At 46.0% G+C, this 14573-nt stretch carries 12 protein-coding genes and 1 pseudogene; 1 reads left to right on the top strand and 12 read right to left on the bottom strand.

The window, feature by feature from the left end:
• Positions 1-436: 436 nt before the first annotated feature.
• From NZD89_RS02880 to NZD89_RS02830, 11 genes and pseudogenes are all read right to left on the bottom strand, one after another.
• A complete protein-coding gene (locus tag NZD89_RS02880) occupies positions 437-1912 on the bottom strand; it encodes a transposase (RefSeq protein ID WP_268004699.1) in 1476 nt (491 codons plus the stop codon).
• A gap of 180 nt (positions 1913-2092) precedes the next feature.
• Positions 2093-2545, bottom strand: a complete 453-nt coding sequence (locus NZD89_RS02875; RefSeq protein ID WP_268006343.1) for a GNAT family N-acetyltransferase — start codon at positions 2543-2545, stop codon at positions 2093-2095.
• A 143-nt stretch (positions 2546-2688) separates the two neighbouring features.
• A complete protein-coding gene (locus NZD89_RS02870; protein ID WP_268006342.1) occupies positions 2689-3225 on the bottom strand; it encodes a nucleotidyltransferase domain-containing protein in 537 nt (178 codons plus the stop codon).
• A 112-nt stretch (positions 3226-3337) separates the two neighbouring features.
• A complete protein-coding gene (locus tag NZD89_RS02865; protein WP_268006341.1) occupies positions 3338-4135 on the bottom strand; it encodes a DNA alkylation repair protein in 798 nt (265 codons plus the stop codon).
• A 177-nt stretch (positions 4136-4312) separates the two neighbouring features.
• Positions 4313-4792, bottom strand: coding sequence for a P-loop nucleotide/nucleoside kinase family protein (locus NZD89_RS02860; protein WP_268006340.1), 480 nt, complete (start codon positions 4790-4792; stop codon positions 4313-4315).
• Positions 4793-4901: 109 nt separating this feature from the next.
• A complete protein-coding gene (locus tag NZD89_RS02855; protein WP_268006339.1) occupies positions 4902-5651 on the bottom strand; it encodes a metallophosphoesterase family protein in 750 nt (249 codons plus the stop codon).
• 231 nt (positions 5652-5882) lie between these two features.
• Positions 5883-6380, bottom strand: a complete 498-nt coding sequence (locus NZD89_RS02850) for a hypothetical protein (protein WP_268006338.1) — start codon at positions 6378-6380, stop codon at positions 5883-5885.
• Positions 6381-6506: 126 nt separating this feature from the next.
• Positions 6507-6677 carry an anti-TRAP protein gene (rtpA, locus tag NZD89_RS02845; protein ID WP_431308749.1) on the bottom strand — a complete coding sequence of 57 codons (171 nt, stop codon included), beginning with the start codon at positions 6675-6677 and terminating at the stop codon, positions 6507-6509.
• A 463-nt stretch (positions 6678-7140) separates the two neighbouring features.
• Positions 7141-8400 (bottom strand): group II intron reverse transcriptase/maturase, encoded by a 1260-nt coding sequence (gene ltrA / locus NZD89_RS02840; protein WP_268006336.1) that lies wholly within the window; start codon positions 8398-8400, stop codon positions 7141-7143.
• 1769 nt (positions 8401-10169) lie between these two features.
• Positions 10170-10528 (bottom strand): annotated as a pseudogene (locus NZD89_RS02835) (aldo/keto reductase); the annotation flags it as partial.
• Between the two features lie 310 nt (positions 10529-10838).
• Complete coding sequence (locus NZD89_RS02830) at positions 10839-11489, bottom strand: ABC transporter substrate-binding protein (RefSeq protein WP_268006334.1); 651 nt, start codon at positions 11487-11489, stop codon at positions 10839-10841.
• A gap of 17 nt (positions 11490-11506) precedes the next feature.
• Between NZD89_RS02830 and NZD89_RS02825 the strand changes: the two genes are divergently transcribed.
• The gene (locus NZD89_RS02825) at positions 11507-12898 is read left to right on the top strand and encodes an IS1182 family transposase (protein WP_431308595.1); all 1392 of its coding nucleotides are present in this window, start codon (positions 11507-11509) and stop codon (positions 12896-12898) included.
• 9 nt (positions 12899-12907) lie between these two features.
• On the opposite strand, the gene NZD89_RS02820 is transcribed toward NZD89_RS02825, so the two are convergent.
• Positions 12908-13954 (bottom strand): ABC transporter substrate-binding protein, encoded by a 1047-nt coding sequence (locus NZD89_RS02820; protein ID WP_268006333.1) that lies wholly within the window; start codon positions 13952-13954, stop codon positions 12908-12910.
• Positions 13955-14573: the final 619 nt, after the last annotated feature.

The following is a 14573-nucleotide window of genomic DNA, read 5'->3' as shown; positions in this document are numbered from 1 at the left end:
ATCCATGACGCATCGGCGAAGGGGCTGTCCCAAAAGGGTCGTACCAAATCATCCAGTCCCAACATCATATAGAAAAGCCTCCAAATCCACAGTGAAAGTGGAGATGGAGGCTTTTTGTTTTAAGGAATTCTTAATCAAAGTGGGGCTTCAAAAATCCAAAATTGACTTTTGGGACACCCCTTTTGCTGTATTGCACCTCAAAAGTGAACTCGGTTAGTGTGATTAAGCCCTCTTTAGGGGACGTTCGTGTGTAATAGCCTCTCGGTATTGGATGGTTAGAAAATTACATGAACCAGATGAATTTCCAGAAATGAACTGGTAACCATCGGCTTCATGGTTGTTCGGCAAGGTTCCTTGAAAAAGGGTATAGCAAACAAAGCGATGACGATGGGATTTTTAAAAAGTCATCGCTGGAGATGGTATGATTGGGGTGTTCTCAAGCTGACAAGAGCATTGGCTTTAGGTCCAGGTTGCTCTCTTGGTACCAAGCGTCAATGTGTTGACACATTGCAATGCCATAGACCCGGATGGTCCACATCATGGTGCTGCGATGCTTGGCGGCTTCGAGGTGGTAATCCTCTTTTGCTCGCTTGTTGCTGCGTTCGCAGGTGGTTCTGCGTTTGTAGATATTGGTCCACTCGTTGCTGTTGCGAGCGACGGGTGGAAACAAGCGGGGATTATCCTTGGTGTATGTGTGGACACATCTTCCGTAAGGTGAAACGGAGCATGGCGTGTCGCATGTCACCACTCCCTTTACGACAAGCGGACAGTGATATTTGCGACGGGCTCTTGAGCTGTCGTATCCACGGTCTCTCATCTCCAGCCCTTTCTTGCAAATCGGAACCCCATTTCGAGAGATCATCATATCGTCTTTGTATTTCTTGTTGCCCGTGTTGCGCTGATTCATGTCGATGAACGGTGTAATCTTTTGTGACCTTAGATACTCGTAAATCGCCATGGCATCATGTGCAGCGTCAAGAAGAACCCTGTCCCAGGTGTATTCTCGGAAGTATGCCTTGAACTCACGGGCACTCACGACCCAAGATGTGGCATCGTGTCGGGAAGCCCTTTGTAGCCTAGGGTAAATCGGTAGGTCGTAAGGGCTATCCGCAGCGACAAGGCTGTATAAGTGGTAGCCGAAGTAAAACTTATTTCGGTAGCTGTCCCAGCCCATGTCGCAGTCTGGTTGTGAGAACTGGCGATGACAGGAGCACTGATTTTTTCCCTGGTCACGACAGGAACAAATTCGCTTGCTACGAATCTGGGCTGCTGTTTGCACGGGCATACCGTCACCAGCGATGGACAGGGCATGTACATTTCCTAACAAACCAAGTGAAGAGGAGACAGAGAGAAATTGTTGTTGGAAGAGGCGAAGCAGCACGTCAAAAGGCTGTGAACGAATGGCTGTACGTCTTTGCAATTGAGATATGAGTTTGGCAATTCTCTTTGGATTGGTAGTGGGCGCCTTTTCTCCCTTTTTTCCTCTCTTGGGTTTCTTTCGACTAAGTCTTCGCCTAGATGCAATGTTGGGAGAAACGTGATTCCATAGCCGCCCAAAGAAATCGTAGAACGTACCTACGCCCGGGGTGTGACCATACTCAAAACCACTGAGGATAGCGTATAACGGGCAGCGGCGGAGCTGGTTCACCCACTTCGTGATGGATGGTTCTCCAACCTCAAGCATGAGAAGGTAGGAACGGAGTAGGTTCGCAGGGTCAATGGATTGGGGACCACGACACGAGTAAGTACCTTTGACGCACTGGAAGGTGTCAGAGAGATCTGTGACCCAAAATTTTGCTACGAGCGCCCAGTCTTTGGCGATGAACAACAGTGAGCCATTCGAGTAGTGCAGGCGAAGACGTTCCTCAATGAACGATTGATACTGTTGGTGAGACCGAAGGATAGGTAACATAACACAACCCCAATATGGATGAGATAGGACGGCTAAGCCCTTCTCGGTGATTATTGGGATGATTCCAAAAAGTCAAGTGTTATTTGATGTTCCAGCATACTTTGTTCCGAATTCGTATTTGAATTTCCAATTCAGTACCCTCGGCATATGGAGGGAACGTGGGGGCAAATGAAAATCTCTCTAGGTCCAAAACCTTGAGAGACCAATAAAAACCAAATGCCGAGAGGCTATATCATTATGAGGGGGCAGATTTACAATCTCACGTAAGACTGCACCAACATATTCGCAAGTCTTTCGAGATGGATAGTTGTCTGGGTTACATGTAACGATGACTTTGTCCATTCCATGCTGTAATGCCACTTGTTTGAGCAACAAACATGCTTTCCCCGCAAAATGATTCCCGCGGTATTTTTCAAGCACTGTATATCCAATATGCCCGCCGAAATATAGGCTTTCTTGATATCCTATCCGAATATCAATTTGCCCGACAATGGTAGTGGTATTATGTAAAACAATGTTGTACTTATATGCTGGAACCCATCCCTTTGCTTCGTCAGCTGGAACTTTTTCGTCAATAATTAAGTCGATATCTTCACCAGCCAACCGATCAAATTTCAAAAACTGAAAAGACATAAATTCCCCCCTAAGAAGCTCGTAATATCTGTACTACTATGCTATGCCGTGGTATTCAACTAAACTGCCCGAGAACGCAACAACGACGTTGTGTACGCGGTGAATATTTATCCGACACATGTAGGCTGTGTCTTGTCCAAGCGTTACACGGACTGCTCTATGATACGGTGTAATAGCTTTTTGCTTTCTGCGTCCTTTGGGCGAGGTATCCGTCCAATTTGTTGGTAGACCTCTTTTTCTTCAAGAAGCTGTTGAGGACTTAACACATGTGCTGATATACCATTCAATACAAACCTATGCTCTAGTAACGAATCGGATCTCCACACCCATTCTGGTAAATCGTTCAGTATAATGCTGCCATCCTCCGAACGGGTGATATAACAAATCGTCAGATCAACGGTGTCTTTTCGAAAATCAGACTGCCGACCGTTGAATGGTTCTCTGACAGGAATCTGTTCATAGCCTGTTTCCCTCAGGCTTTGTTCTATTTTGTCTCGGTAATGTACCCAAGTAACCAGGTCAACATCATCATGGAGCCGAGTAACTCTCCCCAACAGAAAATCTATTGCCCATCCCCCACGCAGCCAGAAATCGTATTGTAGCGAAGAAAAGACAAGACTGATCTCCCTCAACGCCTCTAACTGGGTCATGTTTTGAACATGGAAGTCATGCTCTAACATATAAGAACCTCCCGCACCTGTCATGAGCTTTGATCACAACAGCTTCCTGCATATTCCTGCCCGATAGCTGAAGAAGGGAGCCGATGCCATCTATCGTATAAGCCCCCAATGTTCAAGAACCAGTCGTCCTTTTACTGATGTTTTTTATTGCTTTACTCACAGCTTTTTTCACGTATGGACGCTCGTCCGACGAGAGAATATCAAATACCTGTTGGGATTCATGGGCAAACTTTGCACCTTCTGCGGCTGAGAAAATCATTGCAATGTTCCACCGAACTTGCTCATCCTCATCATTCACCCATGTGTCTAATCGTTTTAACACTTGCGTTGGGTAATATTTTATAAGTGCATTGCCAATTGCAAATGGACCAAGGTTATCTCTTACATATCGTGAACGGTCAGAAAGAAGGGGCTCTAATATGTCTAAAAATGGGTCAATAAATTCAGGATTCCGACTCTTTCCCGCATACATCATGGCAAGAACAACCGCACGTCGTATGTTTTCCGATACGTCCCTTGACCACTCCGCCATGACAGGGAAGTAGTCATGAAAGTGCTTTTCTAAAACCAAACCACAAGCACTTGCTACCCATTCTCGAACTTCCCAATTATCACTGTCTGCCAATCGATACAATACACGATTGACTTCAGATGATTGGCTTCGATAAAAATCAGTTAAGCAAATCGCTCCAACTTCTTGTGCGGTTGGGTTTTCATGACCGCATAATTGCAGTATTAGCGGGTACAGCGTATCTGAGTTCGTCTTTCGCAGTAATTTAATTGCATCATTTTTAATTTTCGAGGGTGCTGTTCCTCCATGTGTGGTTGACTGTGAATCCAACGCCTTAACCACACCTTCAACTACACCTTGTTGAATTGATTCTAAAAACGACTGCTTCCAATCACTCATGATAACCTCACAGTGTATCCATTTTCATATAAAGTTTACCAATAAAAGTGGTGGAGTAGCTATTGCACGCTTCTGCCCGAGAGCGACATTTCGACGTCAACAACAAGAACGAATATTCATACAAAAACAGTGGCATGCAGCCTGTTCAGCTCTCGCCCCCGTTCTAGAAATTTACCTCTATTCAAGTTCTTCCTGCGTAGGAGGCTCAAATAACTGCATCCACTCTTTAAGTTTCGTCTCAGGTATATGAAAAGTACCCTCGGGAAGGCTGGCATTTCTGTGCTTTAATCGTTCTAACAGCACTTCTGCGGATACATCAGTAAAATGAATTTTAAAATTAGCACCGAGTTCGTGGGCTTTTGAACGAAACTCGTCTCGTTGACTTTTAACCCAACATCCAAAATCCAAAATAACATCCACACCAAGAACTAGAACTCTTGCCGCAACACCCCACATAAGTGATTCCACTGCATCATGTCTATCATGATGCTTCGTTTGGTCGGATTCATCCATGCCTTCCCCGAAGTCATGTCCAAATAAACGGATATGCCATTCATCGGGGCTAAGCCGAAGTGCGTTATGTCTCGTCTCAAGTTCACGAGCCAATGTAGTCTTACCGCTACAGGGAAGTCCAACCATCAAGTGAAGCGTCGCCACGTACTTCCAACCCCCATCATAAGATGCTCTTGAACAAACCTGCCCGAGAGTCCCATAAGGAACTCCTGGTCACGGATGCATTTTCATGCACCAAGAGACAATGAAAGCGTCATGATTCCTGGTCACTCATGATACTCATGTGCTGATTGCCGTGAAAAACCTTGAGAATCAATTCTCGTGCAGGGACCTCTAATTTTTCATACGACAAAAGAAACTGCCTATTGTCGTAAGGGATTTCCTTCATTTCAACTGTTATACCCGTCGAATCGATGTCTAGAACAGCATATCGCGCAACAGGTCGGTCACAGCAACCTAGTGATCCTGGGTTTAGATATGTTCTATCTGCGGTCTCGAAAAAGTGAACAGGATGATGATGTCCAAAACACACCATTTCAGCCTGGTTCCCATTGTAAATTGTATCGAGCTTTTCTGATGAAGGGTCTCGATCAATCGGCAGGAAGTTTCCTGTGGAATCCAAGTGGTAGTGAACCAACAAGAGGCTTTTACCCTCGTGTTTAACTTTTAACGAACGGGGCAAGTCCAAGAGTTTGTGGAGGAACATTTTATCGGTGTGCTGAACAATCCATTCGTGGTGTGCGCTCTCCTCGCCACGGGACGCTGGCTCCTGACCTTGGAAAATTGCCAAAACCGCATCCTCATGGTTTCCAGTGATCATGGAGACATCTTCCCGACTGAACAGTGCAGCTAAGACCTCGTCTGTGTCAGGTCCAATCGCCACCATATCTCCTAAGCAATAGATGTGCTCCACGTTAGACTGGCTGTCGATGTCCTCCAACACAGCCTTTAATGCAGGGGTGTTGCCATGGACATCCGTAATGATGGCGACTTTTGTGGACATATGTATCCCCCTAATTCCACTGCATATACCGATTGTATTCAATGGACTGCTATTCAACACTTCTGCCCGAGAGCGACACAAGAGTTGCTGCTTCGGACCATATAATCATGCAATCCATCGGTCAAATAGTTCTTCAGTTACAGCCCCCTTTTAGCTCAAGAACCAATGTCAATTTGCAATCGACATTTCTAGAGTAGACAGGTCACATGAAAGTCGGCGAGACCACCCACCCTAATCGTGGTGATTGTAGTGTTGACTACCTTTTGTAAGATGTCCTGCGTTTTTGCGAATCATCAAAAAAGAAACAATATAAACAAGTACAGCGACAATTGATAGAATTATTGTCAGTAACTCGCCAACTCCAATGGTTTCATAAGAACGATTAGGTCCAGTGTAATACACATTAAAGTATCCAGAGGCGTGAATATACACCAAATTGTTAAGGTATACGCATGCAATGAGATATGCGCCGAATAAAACAAAGGTGACAGAAGTAATCAATTTATTGGAGACATGGTTGCGTACAGAGTTTACAAGTGATGAAGACCAAATAGGGAAAGCACCACACTTGATAAAAAAAATTAGTATTCCAAACAATGAACTCAAACCTTGATACCCAAGATAATGCCAACATACATAAACAAGTACAAAGTACACGATTGAAACCAGCACTGGAGTGACAGCAACCTTTAACCATAATCGTGACGCCATACCAAACCCCAATTCCATTTCCTGTGCACTCCTAATATTGAGCGGTTTTACTATACAGTAATAGGATTATATTCCCTTTCTTCGTGCATTATCCTCTGTTTTGTATAACTGCCCTTGAATGCAACAAGGGAGCCGATGCAATTATCATAAGCCCCCATGATTAAGGTGTTTTTGCATAAAAGCTAGTAATGTTTGTCCTAAAGCAGTAAGCACAACACCTGTTCCATTACATTTATCACATGGAACTCTTCCTTCGTCCGACTCCACTTTGCCAGTCCCTTTACAATCCCAGCATTGAAGTTCTAAATCGTCCATTGAAATCTGCAAAACACCGATTCCTTTCAAATCACACCTTAGTGTATATAACTGCCCTTTAACGCAATAAGGACTCATGTTCTGTAGAGTAGGGGACTGGGCTACCAGTCCCCCCTCATCAAACCGTACGGGCGGTTTTCCCGCATACGGCTTTCCGACGTTCTTCACCTTGTACATTATGGCGGTTACCCATCTCGCTCCCAGGTGTATGCTTTCGTCCCAAGGTAAAGGGCTCTTTGGACTTCTCGAACTTTTTCAATGGTGTAGTTAGCCGAGTTTCCCCTGGCATTCACTCACTCTTACGTCCATTGATACCCGTGAACGAAGTGAGGGTCCTTTCCTCCGCGAGGTTGTGTTGTCCTCGCTTCATTGGTGTAGAGTCGGAGGAGGTGGGCGCTGGCCTGCCTCCGTCCGCTCGATCAAACGGATCGTGCAGTTTTCCCGCAATCCGCTTTCCTTCATGTCATCGCGTGGATGCAGGCATCAGATTCAAATCGGGTATCAGGGACATTAGGTTTACCAATCGAAACTCACCGTACAATCGTCGCTCAGGATATTTCCGCCATCCACCGTTCCGCCACCGCTTGTACTGGTGGCTTCTGATTCGTTGAATAATCCAGCGTTGCAGCCTGTTGAACAATTTTCGAACGTGTGCTTTTCGATAGTAATTACCCCATCCTCGAATGACCGGGTTAATCCGGTCAATCAGCTCCTGTACGGTGAGCGGAAGTCGGCGCTTTGTGCGTTGACGGATGGTGTCCTGGAATCGTTTCACGGACTTCTCCGTTGGAATCGCATAGATGTTCAGTCTATTGGGTCCCTTTTTCACCTTGTGCTGTGACAGCGTTAGACCTTTGCCGCGTTTCAGCTTATAGCCGAGAAATTCAAATCCCGCGCTAATATGAGTAATGCGGGTCTTCTCCGGATGAAGCGTTAAGCCCAGCGCTTCTAAGGCAACTTTTGCATCTGCGAACACCTTTACAGCTTCCTCACGACTCTTGCAGAGTACGACCCAATCATCAGCAAAACGGGTAAGGCGATAACCCTTGTTTTCCATCGCTCTGTCAAATGGTGTGAGGTAGATATTACTGAATAGTGGACTCACTATTCCGCCCTGAGGTGTCCCAGATACTGTCTGGAATTTCACCCCGTTCTCCATGTATCCGGCTTCGAGCATCTGTCTAATCAGTCGTAAAATGCGCCCGTCGCTAATTCTTTCAGATATCATGTCAATGAGACGCTCGTGCTGGACATTGCCAAAGAAGTCACGCAAGTCAGCATCTACTACCCATTCACAGCCGTTCATGATTTCGCGATAGATTTTCCGCATTGCTTGATGTGTGGAACGCCCCGGTCGATATCCGAAACTACAATCGCTAAATGTCAACTCGAATATAGGTTCAAGCCGATTTTTCAGTGCTTGCTGGCATACCCTATCTCGAATGGCGGGAATGCCAAGCGGCCTCGTTTCGGTGGGCTTATTCCGTTTCGGGATGTTCACCCTTCTAACTGGTATCGGTCTGTAGACATCCTGCTTTAGCTGTTGGTGCAGTCTGGCTAGTTCCTCCGCTGCCACTCGCTCAAAGTCAGCAATTCGGACGTTATCGATTCCACCACTACCGCCGTTCTGCTTGACCAGCTTCCACGCTAACTCCAGATTGGCTCGGTGATAGACCTTGTCAATGAGCGAATGAATCTTCCTACCTGTACCGTCTGCCTTCATTTGGTCTCGTATCCTCCGTTGCGAGTTCTGGGTCTTTCACTTAGGGAACTTTCCTTCCCTCGCTACATACTCGCGAACCTCCTGAGGTTTCGGGTTCCATAAAGCGAGCCGCCTTCCCCTTTTACTCACCTTTTGAGTGAACAAAAGCCACCTGCACTTGGGCAGATAGTCCGGACGTTTCTGTTGTTCGTCCGTTGCAGTATTATGCAGCTCTCCGACTTCTCGCAGCGCATCGGTGCGCACTTCGGGGTTGCCTTATAGCGCACGTTACTGGATAGCTGTGGACTCCTGAACAAAATGGCAGCCACAGCACGACCATTTCGACTTTCTTTACCCACCTGTCCATCGCGGTGCTCACTTACCAGACACTACGAGATCTCCGTGGGTCACAACATCATCTTCCGTGCCATGCCGCCCGCACACACCTTGGTACGATGGGTGGACTAGTAGCGCCTTCGCCTCCATAGTGCAAGCTCGACCTTGCCCCATCTTTGGCCGACCGGTTCGCAATTCGGTTCCCCGTTTCACTACAGCCTGGTACTTCTCCGCAAGCCCTCCGGACTCCACCTCACGGTGGACGCCCTGCCCTCCGATACATAGATTGCTATCGGCCCCTGAGGCGTTACCCCCAGGTTTGGATATGAGCCCCCTAGTCCGAGACTCAGTGGGACTTTAACCCACCCGATGACGCGCTGCCACGCGCACACTATGACCCCCTCCGACTCCCTTCTCGCCGCTTGCCATTTCACCCTTCGGGTTTATAGGTTCGCGCTTTACGACAAATTTCCGCTCTGTCGTGCGAGGTAGGGTCTCCCTAGTTCCAGACACAACTGTCACTACATGCTGATCCCCATACACCGAAGGGTTCTTCCGCGCTGCACATCCAAGGTCTTCGCGCGTTCCGGGGTCTTCACCATGACAGACGAGGTTCGACTCCCTTTTGTCCCTTTCGGGTCCTTTATGACGATGCGGCAGGATTCACTTCATGTTACAGCCTGTAGTTTTGCTTCACCCGAGTGGGGCTTTTCACAGGGCTTCATCCTTAGATTCTCACCACCAGATGCCTGCTAGCTACGAGGCGGCTTGGTCCCTACCTCGGTTGGACTTTCACCAACAAGTTGTGCCTAGCTTAGCTAGGCGCACTCTGTCGCATAAGCCCCCGTTTGTGCAATTGCACAGAATAGGTTGTATTTTTATCTAAGTCAACTAATTGGCGGATTGCATCCTCAGTACAGCAAAACGAACAATTATACCCATGAGAAAGTAGACGATTAACGAGTAGAAGTACTCCCAAGTGAGGGGATGGTAAGCGTCCATAACGCGAAAGGCTGGTTCAAAAACATACGAAAACAATAGCGATATAACTCCCATCACAATTAAAAATGACTTCCATCTGTGTTTCCAGTGAATTCTTGGGAAAAATCTACTTTATCCTACTTTTCGACGTTACAATGCTGAGAGGCTATTGCAATAACAATCAGACAGATTCAACTTAAATTCCTGAGAGAGTTCGTCCGTAATGGGTTCACCCATGCCGTACATATAGCACGCAGTTTGAAAGTATAAGTTTACATATCTCAAGTTTACATATTTGATACGGATTGATCAGGGGAAAAATCCGAAAACGACAATGTAAAAGCAGGCGTCATCTAATACGCCATTTCATCGTATTGCGTTAAATTATCCCACTAAATCCCATCAGAGTGAAGACGAACCTACAAAACAAAAGCGGACACCGTTTTGGTGTCCGCTGGATAATCTAGTTGTTTTCACGTCCAATTCGGCAACAGCTTTTCTCCACGGTCTGTCGCAGGTGCGGGCGTAACAGAGAGGGCGGAGCTTTCATCGCGCCACTCTTGGGTCATGTCTACATCATGGCAGCGAGCGAATCCTCAAGCTGTTTCAAATTTCTTGCCCCGATAATGGGTGCTGTGATTGCCGGATGGGACATCACCCAGGCGACTGCAAGCGTTGCGGGATTGACACCATGTTCTGTGGCATAGGCAGTAAACCGGTCAGCAACTGCAAAGTTCATTTCATCAGCGTACCTAGCGCTATATCTTGCTTCATCAACCAATCGTCCTTGCTTTATTCGCTTGTTCACTCCGTATTTTCCGGTAAGAAGCCCCGCCCGGACTGTTTCATTCTACCCCTTTTACTTATTTACCAACTACTTGAACCTTACAAAATCAAATTATGTTAGCATCTTAATGTTCAACATTAATTTAGTACGTATAAAAGCGAGTCTCAATCGAGGCCCGCATTTTTATGTCATGTTCGATTTATCGGCGGTGCACTTAAACTTCTGACACCGAGTGCACTTGCTATCAATTCAGTTGTATCACATGTTAGTTGCGTTCACGACCAATAGTCCCGCTTGCCCGGTACGCTAAAACATAAGAGACGCAGCCATAGGCTACGCCTCAATGGATAACAAATTAGTTACTGCTGTGACTTTGGTCAATCCAAATGTATGCAAATGGATCCTCCAAAATATCACTCGTGTAGAAACCATGCACCCACGGTTGAACACAGTAATAACCGACAATTTGGTAATACGGGACCCAAGCTGCATCCGACATGACCTGATTGGTAACTTGAGCGTAAAGTTGGTCTCTTTGTTGCTGGTCAGTTGAATATTCAGCTTCATTCAACCATTGGTCTACCTGTGGATTACTGTAATTGTTCTTGTTATTGCCTGTAGAAATCTGATCTGAGTTAAACAAGGTGTTCAAGAAATCTGATGCATCCGGGAAATCTTGTTGCCAACCGTCCTCATACATTTGTGCTGTACCGGACCTCGCCTTGGTAATAAAGTCCTTCCAAGTCACTTCGTGCAAATTCACAGTGATCCCTACACTCTTTAACATTGCCTGAAAAGCCTGGTCTTCTCTGGTCGCACCGTTAGTATTTTCATTCCACATATCAAGCGTTAAGCCATTCCCATACCCAGCTTCTTTAAGTAGTTGTTTCGCCTTTGCTTGATTATAGGAATATTGAGCACTAGGAGCGTGTCCGAGTAATCCCTGAAGTATTTTGTAAAAGGAAATTTCCGGATCAATAACGAAGTCCCCTGTATTGGTATTCACAGTGGAGGCTTCGAATCTTGGGAAAAAAGTTTCGTGACTACGACCCGAACCAACTCATTCTACTACCACCGGGGTTAAATGAATGGCTACCTGACGGCCACCTGGCGAACTTTGTCAGTGATGTGGTCGATCATATCGATATCTCCATCATTACAAAACAGTACGAACAAGAACTGCGAGGTTTTCCCCCGTACCACCCGGCAATGTTATTGAAGATTCTGGTTTACGCATATTGCACAGGCATGTACTCTTCCAGAAAGATCGCAAAGGCCTGTCAGGATGTAGTGGCGTTCCGAGTCCTGTCCGCAAATCAGTTCCCGGATTTCCGGACAATCAGTGATTTTCGGAAACGCCATTTGGTCACCTTCAAAGAACTTTTCTTGGAAGTCTTGAAGATTGCCCAACATGCAGGGATGGTTAAGCTCGGGCATGTATCGCTGGATGGCAGCAAGATTCGGGCAAACGCATCCAAACATAAAGCGATGAGTTACGAGCGGATGAAGCAGCAAGAGCAACGACTCCGCCAAGAAATCGCCGAGCTTACGCAGCAGGCTGAACGCACCGACCATAGTGAAGATAAAAAGTACGGTAACACCATGGGCGATGAACTCCCTGAAGAGTTAGCCCGTAGAGAGACCCGGTTGGCAAAAATTCAGGAAGCAATGTCCTCTCTGGAGAAAGAGGCCAAGGAAAGAGTGGAACAACAGCAACAGAAAGACGAACAACAAGACAAGAAGGACGATGACAACGGCCCCACCAACCAGACAGGCGCCAGGAAACGCGGTCGTCCACGCAAGGAGAGTCATCTCGCAGGTGTTCCGGAGGACAAGGCTCAACGCAACTTCACGGATCCGGAATCTCGCATTATGAAATCGAAAGACGGCTTTATCCAAGCATACAATGTGCAGGCTGTCGTCGATGAAGAGTACCAAATCATTGTTGCAACAGATGTTATAGACCACACAAATGACCACGGTGTCCTGCGTACAATGGTCGAAATGACGGCGGAGAATACGAAAGCGACGATGCACAAAATCTCATGTGATGCTGGCTACTTTGCCGAAGACGACGTGACATGGCTTCAAGAGAAAGAAATTGACCCATACATCGCAACAGGTCGTCAAAAGCACAATGAAGTGCCTGAGTCACCGAGAGGACGAATACCGAAACACTACACCATTAAGCAACGTATGACTCGGAAACTAAAAACAAAGAAGGGCCGTGCCGTCTACGCGAGACGCAAGGCTATCGTAGAGCCTGTGTACGGTCAAATTAAGGGTTGTCGACGATTCGACCAATTCTCACTTCGAAGCCTTGAGAAGGTCAGAGGAGAATGGTCGTTAGTTACCATGTGCCATAATCTGCTTAAGATATTCAAATACGGTCATATAAACTGGGCAACGTGCTAAAGATGGTGCTTAACCGACCAGTCCCCGTCTAATGAAGTAAGTGCCCATGGGGAAAGTCACCCATAGTCGAATAAAATATGGAACTGAACTCAAATGCAGAAAGTCTAAGCCGCAATACTCGGACACGCTCCTAGGGGCTAAGTTTTTAACATACCCCTCCAATGTACTCGGTAGCGGCTGATTCAAAGGTTTAACAGCACCATTGTTGACCTTTACAATTTGACTATCTTGGAATGCATATTCAATTGCTTGTCGAACCTTAAGATTACTTAACGGATTTGGTTTACCGTTAAGATTTGGCTTCATATTCAAACCCACATACATAATAGAGTTCATAGGTTGCACCAATACATCACTCTTGTACTTCGGTGAGTCCATAATTGTAGGATACGCAGAAGAAGGTATACCATCTCCACCTATCAACCATGGGCTCATAAAAGCTGTTTGCCCCTGTTCCCAAACCATTGCATCTACTTCACTGTTATTGTCAACGTTAATCGTCACTTTATCTAAGTACGGTAGTTGATTTCCATATGAATCCTTTTGCCAATAGTGCGGGTTTTTAACTAGAACTACTTGGTTTTGATTAATTGTTTGCACTTCAAACGGACCAGTACCCATTGCCTGCGTTGTATCCATCGCCACGTTACCGACCCTCTTTACAAAGGCTGGGTCGACAGCAGAAGCAAATGGCATAGCCATAATTTTTAAGAAGAACTGTTCTGGCTTATCCAAATGAATGACTAACGTATATTTGTCTGGAGTGCTTAGACCACTAATGGTTTTTGATTGTCCATTATAGTATGCCTGCGCTCCGGTTATATCCATGAAGAATTGATTACCAGGCGATGGCTTCGGTTGCATATTTTTATCCAAAACCCGCTCAAGCTCAAAAACAAAATCCTGTGAAGTAAGTGGATCTCTATTAGAGAAAGTTACACCTTTACGTAGATGGAAAGTATACGTCTTCCCATCAGGTGAAACATCCCAACTTTGTGCCAACTCACCCGTAATATTATTTGTACTTCCTGAATACGTAACCAATTGTTGATACACCTGAGAGACAACGTTTGTGATACTGTGTCAAATTCAATCGCAGGATCTAAATCTGGAACTGCTTGAGTCATATCAACGGTGATTGAACCACCTTTAACGGGTTTTGAATTTAAAGATGTCCCGCTAGACGAGGCATTGCCTGTTGACACGGAGGTGCTGTTTGTACCACAACCAGCAATAAGAACAGAAATCATTCCCACACTCGCAACCGTAGCCATACCACGTTTCAAAATTTCTCGCACACGATTTCCCCATTTCTATAAATTTCATATAGCTCCGCTAATCACAGTACGCTGACAAACAGCCAACAGTTGTCGTCTATGAGCCACCAGTGAAATGGCGAACATTATTGCAACATCTGGCAGGGTAGTTTTCCAGATGTAAGAGATAAATCATATAGACGTGGTGAAGCTACGAGGTTTGTACCAGTCTCGCCTCGAATCGCTTGTACCGACATGCTGCCATGCTTCGGAGCGCAACAGCCATCACTCATGTCTCCACCTCATTTCTCACTTCGTGTTACGTGAATACCCCTGGGTTCCATTTGTATCCCTTCCATAAAATAAACCTTTAATTTAATGTAGCATCCCAAACTTTTGGCTCGTACTACATATACATC

The sequence above is a fragment of the Alicyclobacillus fastidiosus genome, assembly GCF_026651875.1.
Classification (GTDB): Bacteria; Bacillota; Bacilli; order Alicyclobacillales; family Alicyclobacillaceae; genus Alicyclobacillus; species Alicyclobacillus fastidiosus.
Note: the sequence above shows the minus strand (reverse complement) of the source record. Positions and strands in the feature narration are given on the sequence as shown.

Bases quoted from the DNA above. Each gene is read 5' to 3' on its own strand.
- NZD89_RS02880 (WP_268004699.1), bottom strand. From the start codon at position 1,912: ATGTTACCTATCCTTCGGTCTCACCAACAGTATCAATCGTTCATTGAG.
- NZD89_RS02875 (WP_268006343.1), bottom strand. From the start codon at position 2,545: ATGTCTTTTCAGTTTTTGAAATTTGATCGGTTGGCTGGTGAAGATATC.
- NZD89_RS02870 (WP_268006342.1), bottom strand. From the start codon at position 3,225: ATGTTAGAGCATGACTTCCATGTTCAAAACATGACCCAGTTAGAGGCG.
- NZD89_RS02865 (WP_268006341.1), bottom strand. From the start codon at position 4,135: ATGAGTGATTGGAAGCAGTCGTTTTTAGAATCAATTCAACAAGGTGTA.
- NZD89_RS02855 (WP_268006339.1), bottom strand. From the start codon at position 5,651: ATGTCCACAAAAGTCGCCATCATTACGGATGTCCATGGCAACACCCCT.
- NZD89_RS02850 (WP_268006338.1), bottom strand. From the start codon at position 6,380: ATGGAATTGGGGTTTGGTATGGCGTCACGATTATGGTTAAAGGTTGCT.
- rtpA (WP_431308749.1), bottom strand. From the start codon at position 6,677: ATGGACGATTTAGAACTTCAATGCTGGGATTGTAAAGGGACTGGCAAA.
- ltrA (WP_268006336.1), bottom strand. From the start codon at position 8,400: ATGAAGGCAGACGGTACAGGTAGGAAGATTCATTCGCTCATTGACAAG.